Annotated in this window: 17 protein-coding genes; 7 read left to right on the top strand and 10 right to left on the bottom strand. The window is 59.5% G+C overall.

What is annotated here, in order from left to right; translation table 11 throughout:
• Position 1: 1 nt before the first annotated feature.
• Positions 2 to 1,105: a DNA alkylation repair protein gene (locus tag ACMYUN_RS25980; RefSeq protein WP_415762188.1), complete on the top strand. Its 1,104-nt coding sequence runs from the start codon at positions 2 to 4 to the stop codon at positions 1,103 to 1,105.
• Between the two features lie 108 nt (positions 1,106 to 1,213).
• Here ACMYUN_RS25980 and ACMYUN_RS25975 read toward each other — a convergent pair whose 3' ends face one another.
• The 6 genes from ACMYUN_RS25975 to ACMYUN_RS25950 all read right to left on the bottom strand — a co-directional run bounded on the left by ACMYUN_RS25975 (position 1,214) and on the right by ACMYUN_RS25950 (position 6,193).
• Positions 1,214 to 1,867, bottom strand: a complete 654-nt coding sequence (locus ACMYUN_RS25975) for a DUF2931 family protein (protein ID WP_039763134.1) — start codon at positions 1,865 to 1,867, stop codon at positions 1,214 to 1,216.
• Positions 1,867 to 3,408 (bottom strand): DUF2235 domain-containing protein, encoded by a 1,542-nt coding sequence (locus ACMYUN_RS25970; RefSeq protein ID WP_415762187.1) that lies wholly within the window; start codon positions 3,406 to 3,408, stop codon positions 1,867 to 1,869. The genes ACMYUN_RS25975 and ACMYUN_RS25970 overlap by 1 nt, the downstream gene beginning before the upstream one ends.
• A 148-nt stretch (positions 3,409 to 3,556) precedes the next feature.
• The gene (gene arsH / locus ACMYUN_RS25965) at positions 3,557 to 4,255 is read right to left on the bottom strand and encodes an arsenical resistance protein ArsH (RefSeq protein ID WP_415762186.1); all 699 of its coding nucleotides are present in this window, start codon (positions 4,253 to 4,255) and stop codon (positions 3,557 to 3,559) included.
• Between the two features lie 9 nt (positions 4,256 to 4,264).
• Positions 4,265 to 4,735, bottom strand: a complete 471-nt coding sequence (locus ACMYUN_RS25960) for an arsenate reductase ArsC (protein ID WP_415762185.1) — start codon at positions 4,733 to 4,735, stop codon at positions 4,265 to 4,267.
• Positions 4,736 to 4,762: 27 nt separating this feature from the next.
• Entirely contained in the window at positions 4,763 to 5,110 is a 348-nt protein-coding gene (locus tag ACMYUN_RS25955; protein ID WP_415762184.1) for a metalloregulator ArsR/SmtB family transcription factor, read from the bottom strand.
• A 198-nt stretch (positions 5,111 to 5,308) separates the two neighbouring features.
• Positions 5,309 to 6,193, bottom strand: a complete 885-nt coding sequence (locus ACMYUN_RS25950) for a LysR family transcriptional regulator (RefSeq protein WP_039763138.1) — start codon at positions 6,191 to 6,193, stop codon at positions 5,309 to 5,311.
• 133 nt (positions 6,194 to 6,326) lie between these two features.
• Here ACMYUN_RS25950 and ACMYUN_RS25945 point away from each other — a divergent pair, with 133 nt between their 5' ends.
• Positions 6,327 to 7,988, top strand: a complete 1,662-nt coding sequence (locus ACMYUN_RS25945) for a GMC family oxidoreductase (RefSeq protein ID WP_415762182.1) — start codon at positions 6,327 to 6,329, stop codon at positions 7,986 to 7,988.
• A 133-nt stretch (positions 7,989 to 8,121) separates the two neighbouring features.
• Positions 8,122 to 9,744, top strand: a complete 1,623-nt coding sequence (locus tag ACMYUN_RS25940; protein WP_129999995.1) for an MFS transporter — start codon at positions 8,122 to 8,124, stop codon at positions 9,742 to 9,744.
• Positions 9,745 to 9,797: 53 nt separating this feature from the next.
• Here ACMYUN_RS25940 and ACMYUN_RS25935 read toward each other — a convergent pair whose 3' ends face one another.
• Positions 9,798 to 10,160 (bottom strand): DUF427 domain-containing protein, encoded by a 363-nt coding sequence (locus ACMYUN_RS25935; RefSeq protein ID WP_129999996.1) that lies wholly within the window; start codon positions 10,158 to 10,160, stop codon positions 9,798 to 9,800.
• A 191-nt stretch (positions 10,161 to 10,351) separates the two neighbouring features.
• On the opposite strand from ACMYUN_RS25935, the gene ACMYUN_RS25930 reads away from it, so the two are divergent.
• Both ACMYUN_RS25930 and ACMYUN_RS25925 read left to right on the top strand, forming a co-directional pair.
• A complete protein-coding gene (locus tag ACMYUN_RS25930) occupies positions 10,352 to 12,295 on the top strand; it encodes a DNA topoisomerase III (protein ID WP_415762180.1) in 1,944 nt (647 codons plus the stop codon).
• Between the two features lie 543 nt (positions 12,296 to 12,838).
• Positions 12,839 to 13,168: a hypothetical protein gene (locus ACMYUN_RS25925; protein WP_039763142.1), complete on the top strand. Its 330-nt coding sequence runs from the start codon at positions 12,839 to 12,841 to the stop codon at positions 13,166 to 13,168.
• 190 nt (positions 13,169 to 13,358) lie between these two features.
• Here ACMYUN_RS25925 and cynR read toward each other — a convergent pair whose 3' ends face one another.
• Positions 13,359 to 14,231, bottom strand: a complete 873-nt coding sequence (gene cynR / locus ACMYUN_RS25920; protein ID WP_415762178.1) for a transcriptional regulator CynR — start codon at positions 14,229 to 14,231, stop codon at positions 13,359 to 13,361.
• A 121-nt stretch (positions 14,232 to 14,352) separates the two neighbouring features.
• Here cynR and cynS point away from each other — a divergent pair, with 121 nt between their 5' ends.
• A complete protein-coding gene (gene cynS / locus ACMYUN_RS25915; RefSeq protein WP_041480833.1) occupies positions 14,353 to 14,820 on the top strand; it encodes a cyanase in 468 nt (155 codons plus the stop codon).
• A 58-nt stretch (positions 14,821 to 14,878) separates the two neighbouring features.
• A complete protein-coding gene (locus ACMYUN_RS25910; RefSeq protein WP_415762177.1) occupies positions 14,879 to 15,538 on the top strand; it encodes a carbonic anhydrase in 660 nt (219 codons plus the stop codon).
• 50 nt (positions 15,539 to 15,588) lie between these two features.
• On the opposite strand, the gene ACMYUN_RS25905 is transcribed toward ACMYUN_RS25910, so the two are convergent.
• The gene (locus ACMYUN_RS25905) at positions 15,589 to 17,091 is read right to left on the bottom strand and encodes an aldehyde dehydrogenase family protein (RefSeq protein ID WP_415762176.1); all 1,503 of its coding nucleotides are present in this window, start codon (positions 17,089 to 17,091) and stop codon (positions 15,589 to 15,591) included.
• A 201-nt stretch (positions 17,092 to 17,292) separates the two neighbouring features.
• Positions 17,293 to 18,201, bottom strand: coding sequence for a glutaminase B (glsB, locus tag ACMYUN_RS25900; protein WP_024013269.1), 909 nt, complete (start codon positions 18,199 to 18,201; stop codon positions 17,293 to 17,295).
• Positions 18,202 to 18,284 lie beyond the last annotated feature (83 nt).

Here is an 18,284-nt window from a genome sequence, read left to right as displayed (position 1 = left end):
CATGAGCACCACCGACACCGCCGCCCCGGCGTTAAAGGAAATCTTCAACGCCGAGCGTTTGCAGCACATCGCTGACGAAATGAGCGCGGTGTACCCGGCGTTCAAGGCCAAGGCTTTTCTCGCGCACGCCAACCATGGACTGGCCGAGTTGTCGGTGATGCAACGCATGGCCCGCGTCGCCGAGAGCCTTCACGCCGTGCTGCCGCTGAAGTACGAAGATACGCTCGACGTCTTGCGAGAACTCGCGCCGCGCCTGAACAGCGGCTTCGTCAGCATGTGCCTGCCGCACTACGTGGCGATCTACGGCGGGCATACATTCGACACTTCAATGGATGCGCTGAAATACTTCACCACCTTCGGCTCCTCCGAATTCGCCATCCGTTACTTTTTGCGCAGCGACCTCGAACGCTCGCTGGAACGAATGCACGCCTGGACCCAGGACGAAAACCACCACGTTCGGCGCCTCGCCAGCGAAGGCAGCCGCCCTCGCCTGCCATGGTCGTTTCGCCTGGAAGCGGTGCAAGCCAATCCGAAATTGGCCGCCGGGATATTGGACCGGTTGAAGGCGGACGAGAGTTTGTACGTGCGCAAGTCCGTGGCCAACCATTTGAATGACGTGACGAAGGTGCATCCAGAGTGGGTGCTGGACACGATTGAAGGTTGGTCGCTGGAGAACAAGCACACCGCCTGGATTGCGAAGCATGCGTTGCGCAGTTTGATCAAGCAGGGCGATGTGCGCGCGTTGACAGTGATTGGCGCGGGGGCGAAGGCTGAGGTTGAGTTGCTGGATGTGAAGGTTGAGCCGGCCGTGGTGAGGCTGGGTGAGCCTATTACGTTGTCGCTTACGGTGAAGTCGATGGTAGCGCACGAGCAAAGGCTGGTGATTGATTATGCGATTGAGTATGTGAAGGCGAATGGCGGGGTTTCGAAGAAGGTTTTCAAGTTGAAGACGTTGGGCTTAGTGGGATTCAGGACTGAGGTGGTGCGGCGGAATCAGGTGATCAAGGATTTCACGACGCGCAAGCATTTCGCCGGGCGGCATGGGGTGCAGGTTATGGTTAATGGGGAGGTGTTGGGTGGTGCGGCGTTTGAGGTTTTGATTTGAGGCGTGAGTTGTTTAATCACCGAACGGACCGGTAGCGGATCAGTGCACTGGCAGCCGTGCTTCGCCATTGCGCGCGGCGGCACAATGGACGAATCACGGCTTCAGCGCTTACCAACTTCCGTATGGGATACCGAATTTTTCGATATAGCGCTTGGACTTTTCACTTATGGGATATGCGTAGCGTCCTTGATTCTTACCCTGACTCGGTCCTAAAGGCTCGATCTCCGCCTGGGCTCTGGCGACTTTTACAGGATGGTGGCATGAGTCTCTGACCCAGACTTGTACGACACCACCGGGGGCTAGGCCCAGATAGACCGATGAAATATAGGTACTCCGCTGCTCTGGTGTTTTCGCGCAGCGCTGCGCGACCGAAGTCCGCATCATTTGCCTGGCTTCTTCGGGTATATCCACCCAAGCCCGATAAGTTTGAGGCTCTACGATGGACTGCCAGCGAACAAAAATTCTTTTTGGGAGATCAGCGCCGACCACGGCTTTTGCGGACGCGCCCACTCCGTCCCAACCACGGGCCGATTCCGTGCCGTCTTCAGGTTGCCCGCCCGATGCCGACCCACCACCGGTACGCAGAAATGTTTTTCCCTTTATATCTTCCACAGCAGTGTCTTCAACCCAGACCTTCATGTAGTTGGGTTCGGTGAAACCGAGTTCCCACCATGGGGATTTAGGGTCGTTTTTTGCTGACAGCGGGTCGGCATTACAACCAGCCACAAAAAGCGTACACAGCAGTGCTGTAAATAACTTCATTACCAAAGCGTCCAGTCAGGTACGTGTGGGTGCTTTACTCGGATTGCATCTTCCGTGGGGGCGTTGATGTAAACAGCTCTGATGCCACTCCCATCTCTCCTGCCAAGCGGATGGTTCCAGTTGGCGGACGTGTGAATGTACTTGAGTTTGAGTATTTGCTCCTCCTCTGGCGTGGTGCTGTAGTCGCCGGAGACAAAACGATCACACATGGGCTGGAGTTCTTCAGGAACGGCGAAGTCAGGCGTCTCGGGAATGTCTTCGAGCCGAACGCCTTTGGCTCGGGCGAGTTGATGCATCACGCGCAGGCTCACTCTCGACAGTAATCCACTCACCGGACGCTTGAGTTGGACGGCCGCATAGACTCGCTTGACTCGAGGACTCAGTCGATCCTGAGGGCTGACCGGTAGCAGTAATGGCGGTGGCGTAACGATCTCGAGATTTTCGAGCGGCCAACCTTTGGCTAGCCACTGATTTCTCACATTGATCGCATCCTGGTAGATCGATGTGGTAGCGACGTCAGTATACGTACCGACCTCTAGCGTCTGCATTGGGCTAACGAGAACACACTCTTCAGCGTCCTCAAGGTAACCATCGCCCACATCCGAATGCGCACCCGGCAAGACGATTTCCGGATGATCCATCGCTACTCGATTGAGAGCAAAGTTGGCCCTGCATTCATCCCGCGCAGCCAACTGCACAACGTCGGTGAAATAACGTCGGTCGAGATAGAGTTTGACCCCCGTTGCGACTGCACTTTTTATGTTGCCAAGATTGGACCATCCAGCAATCGACGGTACCGTGTCGAACAACCCAATGAAGCCCACATTGATGTCGCTGTGATACTGATCAACAAAAGTCGAACTGAGAGCATTGGACATACTGCGGAGAATGTCGCCTAAAGGCCCTTGTTTGCCACGCACGATCTCGTTGGCGAAATGTCTGGCAGCTGCGGCACCGCGACTGAAGCCAAACGTGTCGAAAGTCAACGAAGCAATTTCACTACCGGGATTTTTGTCCAATACTTCAGTGATACGCTGTTCGATCACCGCAAAACAGGATTGGACTCGCCCTGCAACGCCGGTTTCACCACGTCCTGTACCAGCGCCGAATTTACTGTCTTCTTCACCTGAGCGGGTACCTATACCTTCAACGTAGACCATACCGAAAGCTCTCTTTCGTGGCCCTTCTCCCTCAGCGAGTCGTGTTGCCCCATACAGTTCGCTCAGCTTTTTTACATTGCTGACATCGTTACCATAACTACTGTCCGGGTCACTCATGTAAGGCTGGCAACTGGCAGGAATATCCTCAGGCGCAATCGGATACTGAGCACCACACAACAGCCCCGCAGCTGAGTTGTTCGCGTTGTTGCCCGTGCCATCAAAGAACACCCCAATCCTCAACGCAATCCCGATTTTCTCAGGTTCGCGCGCGGGCTCTTTACCGTGTTTCTCATACTCGGCCCAATGCTGGGCGTGGATGTCGACGGGTTTGGCTTCTTCGTAACGATAGTTTTTCGGCGGGTTTGGAACGTAGCCACTCAATCCTTGATTCCTTCTGATCCTTGAAGAACGGCCGGAAGGGTGACAGCCGGGAGGGGACGGTGCAAGCCGTGGCGGTGTGCCAGCCATGGGGCGTTAGTGCGCGAAGGCTCACTCCCAAAGGGGAATGAGCCTGGCTGGGGATGGCGGGTCAGATCGACCGCTGATTCACCCGCGCCATCAACTGTTCAGCGCTTTCCTTGCGCTCGGAATAGCGGTCCACCAGATGCGCCTGCTGCCCACGCAGCAGCACGGTGAATTTCACCAGTTCTTCCATCACATCCACCACACGGTCGTAGAACGGCGAAGGTTTCATCCGCCCGGTGTCGTCGAACTCCATATAGGCCTTCGGCACCGAGGATTGGTTGGGGATGGTGAACATGCGCATCCAGCGGCCGAGGACACGTAGTTGGTTGACCACGTTGAACGACTGCGAGCCGCCGCAGACCTGCATCACCGCCAGGGTTTTGCCTTGGGTCGGGCGTATAGCGCCGAGTTCCAGCGGGATCCAGTCGATCTGTGCTTTGAACACGGCGGACATCGCGCCGTGGCGTTCCGGCGAGCACCAGACCTGGCCTTCCGACCACATCACCAGATCGCGCAGTTCCTGGACCTTGGGATGGTCGACCGGGACGTCGTCAGGTAAGGGCAGACCGGATGGGTTGAAGATCCGCGTTTCGGCGCCGAAGTGCTCAAGCAGGCGTGCGGCCTCCTCGACCAGCAAACGGCTGAACGAGCGCTCGCGGGTCGAGCCGTAGAGCAGAAGGATGCGCGGTTTGTGTTCGCCGACATTCGATGGCTTGGCCGCGTCGAACAGACTTGCGTCGAAGTTGGGCAGCTGGTCTGACATGAAGCCTCCTTACAGCGTGCCGATGCGGTCGAGTTCGGCTTTCAGTTGCTCGCGACTGAGCGAGTGAAACGGCAGATCGAGAAAGGCCTGGCAGCGCTGGCCGATGCGCATCAAAGTGGCCTGGAAAGCCGCGTCGATTGACGCTTCGTCGCCCTGCACTTCGGACGGATCCTCCAGTCCCCAATGCGTTTTCAGTGCCAGACCGAAATACACCGGACAGGTTTCGCCGGCGGCTTTGTCGCAGACAGTGATGACGATATCCGGCGGGTTGGTTGCGAAGGCGTCGTTGCCTTTGCTGTGCAACCCGTCGATGGCGATACCGTGCTTTTGCAAAGTCGACAGGCTACGCGGCAGAACCTGGCCTTTGGAAAAACTGCCGGCACTCAACGCTTGGAAACCAGCGGGGGCCAGGTGATTGAACATGGCTTCGGAAAGAATGCTGCGGCAGCTGTTGGCCGTACACATGAACAGGACTCGCATCGTTGCGCTCCGTAAAAAGAGGAAGATTCAGCAGCAGGCGCGTTCGCGCACGGGACGGCCATCCATGTTTTGCAGGCGCGCGGCGTTGTCCTTGAGCCAATCGGCATTGGCCTTGACCGTCACCTGGAGTATTTCGCTGATCCATACCGGCAGCTCCGGGTTCAGGCGGTAATACACCCACTGGCCCTGACGGCGGTCGAGCAGCAAACCATTGCTGCGCAGTTGCGCGAGGTGGCGGCTGATTTTCGGCTGGCTGTCGCCCAGCGCGCACATCAGCTCGCAGACACAGAGCTCGCCTTGCTCGGCGATGAGCAAAATGGCGCGGACGCGGGTCTCGTCAGCGAGGCTTTTGAAGACTTCGGTGGGGGTGATCATGGTGATCGGCTCGCCATATGCGGGAAATCGAATATACGGGTATCCATATATTTATCAACCCGCGAAAGCAGCCACGGTGAATAACCCTGTGGGAGCGAGCCTGCTCGCGAAGGCGGTGGGTCAGGCGAGATTTGAGTATCAGATACACCGCTTTCGCGAGCAGGCTCGCTCCCACAGGGGGATTTGGATGCGGCAGGTTTAACCGCGTAAAAGCCCCTGCTCCGCCTCACACAACCCCACTACATAATCCCAGACCACCCGCAGCCGCACCGATTTGTGCAGCTCTCGCCGCGTGCTGATCCAGTAACTGCGCTCGATGCTTTCATCCGGCAACAGCGCCACCAGATCCGGGTCGGACGCGGCCATGTAACACGGCAGCACGGCGATGCCCAACCCCGAGCGCGCCGCTTCCTGTTGGGCAATGACGCTGGTGCTGTGAAACACCACGCGCGGGCTGCGGCAGAAGCTATTGAGGAACATCAGTTCCTGGCTGAACAGCAGATCATCCACGTAACCGATCCACGCATGTCGGCCGAGGTCTTCGCGGCTATGCAGCGGCGGCGATTTGTCGAGGTAACTCTGGCTGGCGTACAACGCAAGCCGATAGTCAGTGAGCTTGCGCGTGACCAGCATGTCGGCGGATGGACGCTCGAGGTGGATGCTGATTTCCGCTTCGCGGTTGAGAATACTGACGAAGCGCGGCACGGCGACCAGTTCCACCTCGAGGCCGGGGTAACGCTCAAACAAGCCGATCATGCGACTGGCGAGAAACTTGATGCCCAGCCCTTCGGTGACCCCCACACGGATCTTGCCCAGCGGCGCCGTGGACTGAGTGATTTCTTCCTGCGCCAGGAGCGCGACGTTTTCCATCGCTTCGGCGTGCTTGAGCAGCGCCTCCCCCGCCGGGGTCATTTCATAGCCTTGGGCGTGCTGGACGAACAGTGCGGTGCCGAGGCTTTTCTCGATCGATTCGATATGCCGCGCCACGGTCGCGTGGGTGGTATTGAGCCGGCGCGCGGCGGTGAGCAGGCGGCCGCTGCGTTGCAGTTCGAGAAAAAAGCGCAGGTCGTTCCAGTCGAACATGGCGGATCCTTGTCAGCTATCGTCACTTCGGGTTGTTTGAAAACGCACAGCGGCTGCGCAAAAACTAACATTCTTTTAACGAAAGCTAACAACTAGAGTGTCCGACAATAAAAACAAAAAGCGAGGTCAGGGCATGCAGACGTCCCTGGATGAATTCGACTACATCGTGGTCGGCGCCGGCCCTGCCGGTTGCTTGCTGGCCAACCGGCTCTCAGCGGATCCACAGCAACGGGTGTTGCTGCTCGAAGCCGGCGGACGCGACAACTACGCCTGGATTCATATTCCTGTGGGTTACCTGTTCTGCATCGGTAATCCGCGCACCGACTGGTGCTTCAAAACCGAACAACAACCGGGCCTCAATGGCCGCGCGCTGAGTTATCCGCGCGGCAAGGTGCTGGGCGGCTGTTCGTCGATCAACGGCATGATCTACATGCGCGGCCAGGCCGGCGACTATGACGGCTGGGCGGCCGCAGGCAATCCGGGCTGGGCCTGGAAGGATGTGCTGCCGCTGTTCAAACAGAGCGAAAACCACTTTGCCGGCGGCGCAGAGTTTCATGGTGATCAGGGCGAATGGCGAGTCGAGCAACAGCGCTTGTCGTGGCCGATTCTGGATGCCTTTCGCAGCGCTGCCGAGCAAAGCGGCATTGCCAGCATCAATGACTTCAACCAGGGCGACAACGAGGGCTGTGGTTACTTTCAGGTCAACCAGAAAGCCGGGGTGCGCTGGAACGCGGCCAAGGCATTTTTGAAACCGCTGCGAGGCCGGGCGAACCTGACTGTGCTGACCGGCGTAGAGGTTGATCGTGTGTTGCTGGAGGACGGCCGCGCGACGAAAGTCCGCGCGCAGCATGAAGGCCAGACCAGACAGTTCAAGGCGCGCAAGGAGATTGTTTTGTGCGCCGGCTCGGTCGGTTCACCGAGCATTCTGCAGCGCTCGGGAATCGGTCCGCGCCCGCTGCTCGAACGCTTGGGCATCGGCGTGATTCATGAGTTGCCGGGCGTCGGCAGCAACCTGCAGGATCACCTGCAACTGCGCCTTATCTACAAGCTGGAAAACGCCCGCACCCTGAACCAGATCGCCGGTAGCGTATGGGGCAAGATGGGCATGGGCCTGCGTTATCTGTACGACCGCAGCGGGCCGCTGTCGATGGCGCCGAGTCAGTTGGGCGCGTTCGCCCGATCCGGCCCGGAGCAAACTTCGGCGAACCTGCAATACCACGTGCAGCCGCTGTCGCTGGAGCGCTTTGGCGAGCCACTGCACAGCTTCCCGGCGTTCACCGCCTCGGTGTGCGACCTGCGCCCGCAGAGCCGTGGACGCATTGAAATACGCTCCGCCGATCCGCAAGCGGCACCGCTGATTCAGCCCAATTACCTCAGCCATCCAGAAGATCTGCGCGTCGCCGCCGATGCGATTCGCCTGACCCGGCGCATTGTCAGCGCCCCTGCCCTGCAAGCGTTCAAACCCGTCGAATACCTGCCAGGCGACAGCTTGCAAAGCGAAGAACAATTGCATGAAGCGGCGGCAAAGATCGGCACAACGATTTTCCATCCGGTCGGCACTTGCCGCATGGGCAACGACGGAGACGCGGTGGTCGATGCGCAGCTGCGCGTGCACGGCGTGCCGGGGTTGCGCGTTGCCGATGCGTCGGTCATGCCAAGAATTACCTCAGGCAATACGTGTTCGCCTACGCTGATGATTGCCGAGAAGGCGGCACAACTGATTTTGTCCAGATCGGCAGATATTTCCCCTGTGGGAGCGAGCCTGCTCGCGAATGCGGTAGCTCACTCAGCCTAGGAGTTGACTGACAAAAAGCTTTCGCGAGCAGGGTCGCTCCCACAGGAATCATCACCAGACTCAGGCATCGCGCTTCACCCGGACACGCAACACCAGTGGAACAACAAAAACAATCACTGTGAGGGATACCGATATGTCAGACCACGCTCAGCCCCTGGACGCTGCGGGCAGCGCCGAGACCAGCAACGCCACGCAGAAAGTCATCTTCGCCTCATCACTCGGGACGGTGTTCGAGTGGTATGACTTCTTCCTCTACGGCGCCCTCGCGGCGGTGATCAGCAAGCAGTTCTTCGCCGGGGTCAACGACACCACGGCTTTCATATTCGCGCTGATGGCGTTCGCCGCCGGCTTCATCGTACGACCATTCGGCGCATTGGTATTCGGTCGTCTGGGTGACATGATCGGGCGCAAATACACCTTTCTGGCGACGATCATTCTGATGGGCGTGGCGACGTTCTGCGTTGGCCTGCTGCCGACCTACGCCAGCATCGGCATCGCCGCGCCGATCATTCTGGTGGTGCTGCGCATGCTTCAGGGCTTGGCGCTCGGTGGCGAATACGGTGGTGCGGCGACTTACGTGGCCGAACACGCGCCGATCGGCAAACGCGGTTTCCACACCAGCTGGATTCAATCCACCGCGACCCTCGGCCTGTTGCTGTCGCTGCTGGTGGTGCTCGGTTGCCGCTACTTCACCGGCGACCAGTTTGAGGTGTGGGGCTGGCGCATTCCGTTCCTGCTGTCGATTGTGCTGCTGGGCATTTCCACCTGGATTCGCCTGAGCCTGCACGAGTCGCCGGCCTATCTGAAAATGAAGGAAGAAGGCAAAACCTCTAAGGCGCCGATTCGCGAATCCTTCGGCAAATGGGAGAACCTCAAAGTCGTGCTGATCGCCCTGTTCAGCATCAACGCCGGGCAAGCGGTGACCTTCTACGCCGCGCAATTCTATGTGCTGTTCTTCCTCACCCAGTTCCTGAAAATGGACCCGGCGGTGGCCAACAGTCTGCTGATCATCAGTGTGGTGATCGGCGCGCCGTTCTTCATCTTTTTCGGCTGGCTGTCGGACAAGGTTGGGCGCAAACCGGTGCTGATGCTCGGCCTGCTGCTGGCGACCGCGCTGTACTTTCCAATCTTCAAATCCTTGGCGCACTACGCCAACCCGGCGATCGATCAGGCCAGCCGTCAGGCGCCGATCACCGTGCTTGCCGACCCGGCCACTTGCACCTTCCAGTTCGATCCGGTGGGCAAGGCCAAATTCGACAGCCCGTGCGACAAGGTCAAGACCTTCCTGGTCAAGCAAGGCCTGCCTTATTCCAGCGTCGCCGCGCCTGCGGGCAGCGCCGTGCAAGTGAGTGTCGGCGATGTAAAACTCGACGGGTTTGATGAGGCGGCATTGCGCGGCGCGATCACTCTCGCCGGTTATCCGCAACAAGCTGATATGCAGCAGATCAACAAACCGATGATCGTTGCTCTGATCGTCGCACTGATCATCATTTCGGCCATGTGCTACGGCCCGCTGGCAGCGCTGATGGTCGAATTGTTCCCGACGCGCATCCGCTACACCTCGATGTCGCTGCCCTATCACATCGGCAACGGCTGGTTTGGCGGGTTCCTGCCGACGGTGTCGTTCGCGCTGGTGGTGTACACCGGGGACATTTTCTACGGGCTGTGGTATCCGGTGCTGATCACCGGGGTGAGCCTGGTGGTGGGGATGATCTGTCTGCGTGAGACGAAGAATATTGATCTGGACAAGAACTGAAAACCCGCTGACACAATGGCGAGGGAAGCGATTCTCTCGCCATTTTTTTTGGCTCAGGCGTCCGCCTTGATCACTTCGAATTTAACCTGGTCCGGATAAAACGCCACGTAGTCGCGGATCGGTGCGACGGAGACCTTCGGTTTTTCGTACGTCCACACAGCGTTGGCACCCTCATGTCCGGGCACTTGCAGGCTGAAATAGTTGGCGTCGCCCTTGTACGGGCAATAGCTGGTGTGGTCGGTGCGGGCGAAGTATTTTTCGTCGATGTCTTCGCGCGGGATGTAGTAGACCGGCGGGTAGTTGGCCTCATTGAGGATCAGCGCGTGGGAAGACGCGGCGACCTGGATGCCGTGGAATTTCACCAGCAGGCAGCCGCTGAGTTGTTCAACGCTGATCACGGGGCTGGGGCTTTTCATGGAGTTCTCCTGAAGACGGCGAAGAGACCGGTTCAGGTATAGCTGATGGATTCGCAGATCGAGTGGATTACGGCCGAACGGCTAAACCTCCTGCAACGTTTTATCTGTATATCCATACAGATAAAAGTTGCTCCTATCGCGAACTCCCGCCATCCTGTGGCCTCTCCACACACCAACCAGCGATGGTAGCTATGCGGCTGTACCTCTGTGAAAAACCTTCCCAGGCCAAAGACATTGCGGCCGTGCTCGGCGCCAGGCGTCGCGGCGATGGCTGCTGGCTGGGGACGGACGTCACAGTGACTTGGTGCATCGGCCACTTGCTCGAAACCGCGCCGCCGGACGCCTACGACGCGCGCTACAAACGCTGGGTGCTGGCCGATCTTCCGATCATTCCGGACAAGTGGAAAATGACCGTCAAGCCGCGCACTGCCAGTCAGTACAAAGCGGTCAAGCGCCTGCTCGGCGAGGCCAGCGAACTGATCATCGCCACCGACGCCGACCGTGAGGGCGAGATGATCGCCCGGGAACTGGTCGAGCACTGCCGCTATCGCGGGCCGATCCGCCGCTTGTGGCTGTCGGCGCTGGACGAGGCATCGATTCGCAAAGCACTGGCTGCGCTGAAGCCAGGAGCCGAAACTTTCAGTCTGTATCACTCGGCGTTGGGTCGTTCACGGGCCGATTGGCTGATCGGCATGAACATGAGTCGGTTGTTCACCTTGCTGGGCCGGCAGTCGGGTTACCAGGGCGTGTTGCCCGTGGGCCGGGTGCAGACGCCGACCCTGCGACTGGTGGTCGACCGCGACCGCAGCATCGCCGATTTCGTCCCCGTGCCCTTCTGGGCTATCGACGTGGATCTGCTGCACAACGGCACGGCATTTACCGCACAGTGGCGCGCACCGTCAGACGTTTGTGATGATCAGGATCGCTGCCTGAATCAGGCGTTGGCGCAGCAAGCGGCAGCGGCGATCAAGAACGCTGACAGCGCTCGAGTGATCAAGCTGAAAACCGAGCGCATTCGCGAAGTCGCGCCCCTGCCCTTCGATCTCGGCACCTTGCAGGAAGTCTGCTCGAAAAAGCTTGGCCTCGGCGCCCAGGAAACCCTCGACATCGCCCAGGCCCTTTACGAAACCTACAAAGTCATCACCTATCCGCGCAGTGATTGCGGCTTCTTGCCGCTCAGCCAGCACAGCGAGGCGCCGGCAATTCTCGCGGCGTTGCGTCAGGCCGATCCAAGCCTTGAAGCCTTGCAGGGTTTTCTCGAACCGCAGCGGCGCTCAAGGGCCTGGAATGACGCCAAGGTCAGCGCTCACCACGGCATCATTCCCACCATCGCCGCGAAAAACCTCGAACGTCTGACCGGCAAGCATCGCGCGGTGTACACGCTGATTCGCGCGCGCTACCTGGCGCAGTTCCTGCCCAATCACGAATATGATCGCACCCAGGCCGATTTCGATTGCAACGGACAGGCGTTGCGCGCGGTCGGAAAGCAGATTATCGAACCGGGCTGGAAGCGCGCATTGCCCGAGGCCCTGGCTCCGGCGAAAGGCCGCGAAGCACCGGCGCCGCAAACCTTGCCGACCCTCAGCCAAGGCGTCGAATGCGCTGTGGCGAAGGTGAATCTCAAGGATCTTTGGACGCAACCGCCCAAACCCTACACCGAAGGCGATCTGATCAAGGCAATGAAGAACGTTGCCAAACTGGTCGAGGATCCGCTGCTCAAACAGAAACTCAAAGACACCACCGGCATCGGCACCGAAGCCACTCGCGCGTCAATCATCCAGGGCTTGCTTGATCGCGGTTATCTGGTCAAGAACGGCAAGGCACTGGCGGCGACACCTGCGGCGTTCAGCCTGATCGATGCGGTGCCGCGCGCGATCGCCGATCCCGGCACCACGGCGATCTGGGAACAGGCGCTGGACATGGTGCAGAGCGGCGAGATGAGTCTGGAAGAATTCGTCACCAAACAGGCCGCGTGGATGAGCAAGCAGGTCAGCCGCTGCTCCGCCCTTAGCCTGACCATCAGCGGCCCGCTGCCTGCCGGCAAAACCGCAGCGCCGTGGAAGAAAAAGCGCAAGTCGACGGCCAGCAAAACCACCGGTACGCGCAAGCGCACGGCGCGTCCGGCGACTCGCTGAATCCTTCGCGGTTCCCTTGTACACGTTGTCGAAGAGGATCTTTTCTCATTCCAAAACAGCTTTGTCCGACAATATGTAGTGCTTGAAAATATTCACTACAAAACCGTTGACGGCATCGTTTTGCTTTTGCATGATGAAGACGTTCCCCGATCGGGAGCACTGGTAACACGCTTGAGCAAACTCGTCTGACCGCCGAGTTGTTTTTTCCGGATACACGCTGCCCACAAGGCAGATTGAAGAAGCTGACCTGGCCTGAACGTCCAGTACACGGACGAGAAGCGCTGGCGAAAATTCTCAAGACGCTTGTGGCCGACATTGGATATGTCGTCAAGGAGCCTCCCGGTTTTCGCTGCTTCTCCTCGTTGTGACGCTATTGCGTAGCAGTTATTCAACACGACTACATGCAACAGATGCATGACCCCGTACTTCATACGGGCGAGCGCTGACGTCCTGGTTTCGGTGCCAGGGATCAACTAACCGATGGGCTACCTGTATTAGCGAATCAACTTTGAAAGATCACCAGACTGGTCAAGGGGCATAACAATGAATCTGAACAATCAACCCACCATCGAAGAACTGGCGCGTATGTTCGCGGCGCAGAAAGACAGTCACGACAGCCATATTCTCTGGATCAGCAAATCGGGCCAGGTGCACATCGACTGCCTGTCGCCCCATGCTGGCGAAGAAGAATTCGACCGCAACCACCAGAACCTGCTGGCCCGCCTGAAGATGTACCGCCGCGGCCACGGTTATGTTGGCAAGAAGGCTGCGGCCGACAAGGACTTCATTGGCAGTGTGCTGCAGACGCTGAAGCAGGCGTGGGATTCGCTGCAGAACCAGAATGAAGTTCGGGTGATTGATCGGTTTTATTGAGTTGTAGATTATTTAACTGAAGGGTGTGCTGCCAATTTGGAGCAGGCCCTTTTTTACATCCCGAATTCAGCGCATACCCCTGTAGGAGTGAGCTTGCTCGCGATAGCGGTTATTCAGACACGTCTATCTAACTGACACACCGCTATCGCGAACAGGCTCACTCCTACAGAAATAGCGTTGCCTGGCACCTCTATAGTTCCAGCACCAGTTCCACAAACGCCAACGCCGCCGCGCTGTGATAATTATTCCTGCGCCGCAACAACGCCGCGCCACGCTGAGGCGCCTCCCCTTCGACCCGCAAGCGGCGCAACGCGCGGTCTTCACTGGCAATCGCCTCGGGCAACATAGTCGCCAGCGGCGCATGCCGCACCACTTCCAGCAACGTACTCACCGAATTCACCTCGATCCGCACCTGCGGTGTAATCCCGTGCTGACGAAAATACTCATCCACCGATAACCGCGTAATGAACCCCGGCGCCAGCAAGGCGAAATCCAGCGACGCAATTTCCGTCGGCGTCAGCACCGATCGGCTTCCATACAACGGATGCCCAGGCCCGACCATGATCCCCAGCGTCTCGGTAAACGCCGGTATGCATTCGATATCGGCATTGCGCACCGGCGTGAACGCGATCGCGACATCCAGCGAGTCATCCGCCAGCCCTGCCTCGATGTCGTCCATCGACAACTCGAAGATCTCCAGATGAATCCCGGGAAACCGCGCCCTGTAATCACGCACCAACGGCCCGACCAGATACGCCATGAACGTCGGCGTCATCGCCAGGCGCAGGGTGCCGCGCGACAAATCCTTCACGTCGTGCAACGCGCGCTGCCCCGCCTCCAGCTCCACCAGCACGCGCCGCGCGCATTCGATGTAAGCCGCACCGGCATCCGTCGGCTTCACCGTGCGTGAGGTGCGATCGAACAGGCTCACGCCGAGGGTTTCTTCCAGTTGCCTAATCTGCTGCGACAACGTCGGCTGCGACACATGCAGCGCTTCGGCGGCGCGGGTGAAGCCACCGTGATCGGCAACGGCGAGCAAATAACGCAAATGTCGCAACAGCATGAGGGCACCATCTATAGGCAGGGCTTATGCGAAGCATTGTATATCGGTCTTGGACGCTATGAATCGAACGGCGCAACATTGTTTCCACACAAGCAAGCCAACCCCTGAAAGGAGTGACACCATGCAACAGTCCCACGCCTACAACGACAACAGCCTGGCCCTGACCACCCGCGTTCTCGACGCCAAGGCGAAAAAAGATCTGTCGTGGCAGGATCTTGCTGACGGCACCGGCCTCAGCCTGGCTTATGTCACCGCCGCCCTGCTCGGCCAGCATCCTCTGCCGGAAAATGCTGCTCAAGTGGTCGGCGACAAGCTTGATCTGAGCGCCGATGACGTCGCCGCTCTGCAGATCATTCCTTTGCGCGGCAGCCTCAGCGGCGTGCCGACCGATCCGACCATCTACCGTTTTTACGAAATGATCCAGATCTACGGCACCACGCTGAAAGCGTTGGTTCACGAGCAGTTCGGTGACGGCATCATCAGTGCGATCAACTTCAAACTGGACATCAAGAAAGTCGAAGACCCGGAAGGCGGCTCCCGCGCCGTGGTGACCCTCGACGGCAAGTTCCTGCCGCTGCGCCCGTTCTGATGCGCCCGGCCCGCATCCTGCGTGCGGGCCATCTCATTTCTGTCACGAGGACACGCCCATGAAAGCCCTGATCGACGGCTTCCTGAAATTCCAGAACGAAGCCTTCCCGCAACGCAGCGAACTGTTCAAACATCTGGCCACGACTCAGCAACCCGGCACGCTGTTCATCACCTGCTCCGACAGCCGCGTGGTGCCTGAGCTACTGACCCAGCAAGAGCCCGGCGAACTGTTCGTGATCCGTAACGCCGGCAATATCGTGCCCTCCTACAGCCCGCATCCGGGCGGGGTCTCGGCGACAGTGGAGTATGCGGTGGCGGTACTGGGAGTGAGCGATATCGTGATTTGCGGCCACTCCGATTGCGGCGCAATGACGGCGATTGCCCAGTGCAAATGCATGGATCACCTGCCCGCCGTCAGCGGCTGGCTGCAGCATGCCGAGTCGGCGAAGGTGATGAACGAAGCGCGCGTGCATGGCAGCGACGCGGCGAAATTGAGTTCGATGGTGCGCGAGAACGTGATCGCGCAATTGGCGAATATCCAGACCCACCCGAGTGTGCGCCTGGCCCAGGAGCAAGGGCGGCTGAATCTGCATGGCTGGGTTTACGACATCGAGACCGGCTCGATCGACGCGCTCGCTTCCGATCGTCGCACCTTTGTGCCGCTGGTCGAGCAACCAACCACTTGCGCGATCAGCGCTAGGACATCCAGCGCAGCCTGACGCCCCGGCCGGTGATCGTTCCCACGCTCTGCGTGGGAACGATCAACAGATCAGCGTTTCACCGTGAGATCAATCTGGGTCATCCGGCTACGCACGGTAAACACGCCATCGCCGGAAAGAATCGCGCTGCGCGCAAACAGGCGCCCGCTCTCCCAATTGGAAAGGCCCAGTTCCGGCTTGTTCAACGCGTACTGGCCATCGACCCAACGAGTGATGCCGTTGCCTACAAACGGCGCATTCACAGCGTTGTAGAAGCGTTCCTGAACCGCCGCCGCCTCGCTGATCAACGACACGGTGAATTGCGGGCTGTAACGGTTGAACAGCGCAATCGCCTGGTCAAGATCGTCGACGATCATCAGGCTGACTTCCGGAGTCTCTTCCCATTCCCACTCGCGACCCAAGTCCGACTCCGGCAAGGATTCAGCCAGCGCTTCGGTCCGGTAACCCTCCGCGCGATAAACCTCGACCGTTGCGTTCTGCCATTCGCTTGGCAGGCAACTTTCACTGCCTTCGACGATGTGCAACTTGCAGCCTTGGCCGCGTGCCGTACCGGCGGCCTTTAACGCATCGAGAAACAGCGGCACCAGTTCGGCGGCGCGTTCGCGCTGAATCAGGCAGACGTTCAGGGTGTTGCAGACTTTGCGGTCCAGCGAGTTGCGCACCACCGCCGCGAAGCGCGTAGTGTCGGCGTCACGGTCGGCGATCAGCCACGCGCCGCCGGTGCCATGCAGGCTGACGGCCGTGCCGGCCTGCTGGGCGATGCTGCCCAGCTGACTGACCGCACGGCCCGAACCGCGCGCCACGGCCAATGACAAACGCCGGTCGGCGAACATCGCCCAACCGGCGGCGTGATTGACGCTTTCCACCAACGACACCGCACCAACCGGCAAGCCGGCTTCGGCCAGTGCCGGGTTCAAGGCGTGAGCGACGATGGCTTGCGCAGTGCCCAACGCATCGCTGCCGATGCGCAGCACGGCGGTGTTGCCGGTGCGCAACACCCCGGCGGCATCGGCAAATACGTTGGGTCGACCTTCAAAGACAAAGGCGACGATGCCCAGCGGCGAAACCACTTGCTCGACCTTCCAGCCGTCGTGCTCGACACTGCTGATCACCTTGCCCCGGGTCGGTGGCGCATCACGCCAGGCGCGCAGCCCGGCGATCATGTCGCAGCGCATGCGTTCATCGGCGAGCAAGCGTGTGGTCGAGCGACCGCGCGCCTTGGCCCGTTCGATGTCGGCGCGGTTGGCAGCTTCGATCTGCGTCCAGCATTCAGGACTTTCCAGGCGCTGAGCAAACAGATCGAAGAACCGGCTGATGGCTTCATCGGACACCGCCGACAACGCGGTGAATGCCGCAGCAGCACGCTCGATTGCCACCGAGGCGGCCTGTTGATCAGCCACGGGGATCAGCAACAACTCGCCACTGACCTGCTCGACCAGCAGATGGTCACCGGGCTGAAACCGCGCGGCCAGTTCGGGGCTGACCACGGTGACGCGGTTACCAGCGAAAGGGATCGGCGTGCCAGCGACTAGACGTTCGAGCGCAAGAGACATGAAGCGGATTCACCATGCAGAGGGCGGCCGGAAAATGTAGCGGATTACTGCCTGAAATACACCTCTTCAATCCACCGACCAACCCTGTGGGAGCTGGCTTGCCAGCGATAGCGGTGGTTCAGGCAAATTTATAGTGACTGACGGGGCCTCATCGCTGGCAAGCCAGCTCCCACAGGGTTTTGTGGTGTTTGGCTGATCGAGTCAGAACACCGACCAGCCAATCCGCGAGCTCAGCAACTCCAGCGCCGCCATTCCCGCCAGCGAATTACCCGCCGCATTCAACTCCGGCGACCACACACATACGCTGAACTGCCCCGGCACTACCGCAACGATGCCGCCGCCGACCCCGCTCTTGCCCGGCAGGCCGACGCGATAAGCGAAGTTGCCCGCCTCGTCATACAAACCGCTGGTAGCCATGATCGAGTTGACCTGCTGGGTCTGGCGGCGCGTCAGAATCTGCTCGCCGCTGTGCTTGCAGAACCCGTCATTGGCCAGAAAACAGAACGCCCGGGCCAGATCGATGCAATTCATCCGCAGCGCGCAGTGGCTGAAATAGCTGCGCAACACGGCTTCGACATCGTTGTGAAAGTTGCCGAACGACTGCATCAGATACGCCATCGCCGCATTGCGCGCGCGGTGCTGGTATTCGGAGTCGGCGACCTTGCCGTCAATCATGATCTGCGGGTTGCCGGACAGGCGCCGAACGAAGTCGCGCATCGACAGTGTCGGCGCGGCGAAGCGCGACTGGTTGATGTCGCAGATCACCAGCGCCCCGGCGTTGATGAACGGGTTACGCGGGCGGCCGCGCTCGAATTCCAATTGCACCAGCGAATTGAACGGCTGGCCGGACGGCTCATGGCCGAGTCGCTCCCAGATCGCTTCGCCGGAGTGATCGATGGCCTGCACCAGGCTGAATACCTTGGAAATACTTTGCACCGAGAACGGCGTTTCAGCGTCGCCGGCGCAATACATTTCACCATCGTTACTGTACACGGCGATGCCCAACTGGTTGGCCGGGACCGTGCCGAGGGCGGGAATATAGTCAGCGACCTTGCCCTGCCCGATCAGGGGCCGGACCGCGTCAAGGATCTCATTCAACAGCGCTTGCATGCCGGGTTCCGAAAGTCTCGCCCCATGGGGATCGCGGGGACACTGGGGCTAGACGCTGCGCCCGCCGGTCGCATCACACCGGC

Source organism: Pseudomonas sp. CP4, assembly GCF_047758505.1.
In the GTDB taxonomy this organism is placed as follows: Bacteria; Pseudomonadota; Gammaproteobacteria; order Pseudomonadales; family Pseudomonadaceae; genus Aquipseudomonas; species Aquipseudomonas fluorescens_AO.
This window is presented reverse-complemented; position numbering and strand designations above follow the sequence as displayed.